This is a genomic window from Kitasatospora sp. NPDC048545 (assembly GCF_040651155.1).
Classification (GTDB): Bacteria; Actinomycetota; Actinomycetes; order Streptomycetales; family Streptomycetaceae; genus Kitasatospora.
Window position 1 is genome coordinate 1 of sequence record NZ_JBEZIQ010000172.1, and the last position, 1,472, is coordinate 1,472.

Sequence of the window (1,472 nt, forward strand, 5' to 3'; positions counted from 1 at the left end):
TCCTTGAGGTGGATCACCCCGAGGACGCGGGCGGGCCTGCCACCCGTCCTCGTCGCCACGACCAGCGGGGTGCCACCGGCCGCCGAGATGCCGTCCACCAGCTGCGCGACGTCCGATCCGACCGAACCGCCGTTGTCGGTCACCCAGTTGGCGACCGAGCCGGCCGCGCCCTTGCGGACCTGCACGCCGTCCACGTCCACGCCCGACATGCGGGTCTGGGCCGTGAACGGGACCCAGGTCGCGTGGGCAAGCTCGCCCTGTGCGCGGGCCCGCAGGCCGTACTCGGTCTTGGCGAGGACGACGATCGAGCGGCCCTCCGGCGTCTCGTCGGCGAGCGAGGACAGCTGCGCGGCGTCCGCCAGCTCGCCGATCTCGACACCTTCGGCGGGCAGGAACTCGGCGGCCTGGCGGTTGCCCAGGGTGATGGTGCCGGTCTTGTCGAGCAGCAGGGTGTTGACGTCCCCGGCGGCCTCGACGGCGCGCCCGGACATCGCCAGCACGTTGCGCTGCACCAGGCGGTCCATGCCGGCGATGCCGATGGCGGAGAGCAGCGCGCCGATGGTGGTCGGGATGAGCGCCACGATCAGGGCGACCAGCACGATCATCGACTGCGGGGCGCCCGCGAACGTGGCCATCGGCTGGAGCGTGACGACGGCGACCAGGAAGACGATGGTCAGCGAGGCCAGCAGGATGTTGAGCGCGATCTCGTTCGGCGTCTTCTGCCGGGCGGCGCCCTCGACCAGGGCGATCATCCGGTCGATGAAGGACTTGCCGGGCTCCGAGGCGATCTTCACCACGATCCGGTCGGACAGCACCTTGGTACCGCCGGTGACAGCGCTGCGGTCGCCGCCGGACTCGCGGATCACCGGCGCGGACTCACCGGTGATCGCCGACTCGTCCACCGAGGCGACGCCCTCGACGACGTCACCGTCACCGGGGATGACCTGACCGGCCTCGACCACCACGTGGTCGCCCAGCTGGAGCGCGGTGCCGGGCACCTCCTCCTCGGCCTGGCTCCTGGGCCAGTCCAGCAGGCGGCGGGCGACGCTCTCGGTCTTGGTCTTGCGCAGGGTGTCGGCCTGCGCCTTGCCGCGCCCCTCGGCGACGGCTTCCGCCAGGTTGGCGAAGACCGTGGTCAGCCACAGCCACACCGTGATCGACCAGGCGAACACGGACGGGTCGGCTATCGCGGAGATCGTGGTGACCACCGAGCCCACCTCGACCACGAACATCACCGGGTTCTTGACCATCACCCGGGGATCGAGCTTCTTCACCGCGTCCGGCAGCGAGGAGAGGAGGAGTTTCGGGTCCAGCAGCCCGCTGGAGACTCTGTGCGGTGCCGCGTTCTCGGTCTTGTCGACCGGTGCAGGACTAAGGGTGGGGGTGGACATCAGGAGGAGAGACCTTCCGCGAGCGGCCCGAGGGCCAGGGCCGGGAAGTAGGTGAGGCCGACGACGATCAGGATCACGCCC

At 70.6% G+C, this 1,472-nt stretch carries 2 protein-coding genes; both read right to left on the minus strand.

The annotated features are described in order from the left end of the window. Positions 1-1,391 (minus strand): potassium-transporting ATPase subunit KdpB (gene kdpB / locus AB0D10_RS46295; RefSeq protein ID WP_360269143.1); only part of this gene is annotated, 1,391 nt, incomplete at its 3' end. Next, positions 1,391-1,468 carry a potassium-transporting ATPase subunit KdpA gene (locus tag AB0D10_RS46300; protein WP_360269146.1) on the minus strand — a complete coding sequence of 26 codons (78 nt, stop codon included), beginning with the start codon at positions 1,466-1,468 and terminating at the stop codon, positions 1,391-1,393. The genes AB0D10_RS46300 and kdpB, both read right to left, overlap by 1 nt. Positions 1,469-1,472: the final 4 nt, after the last annotated feature.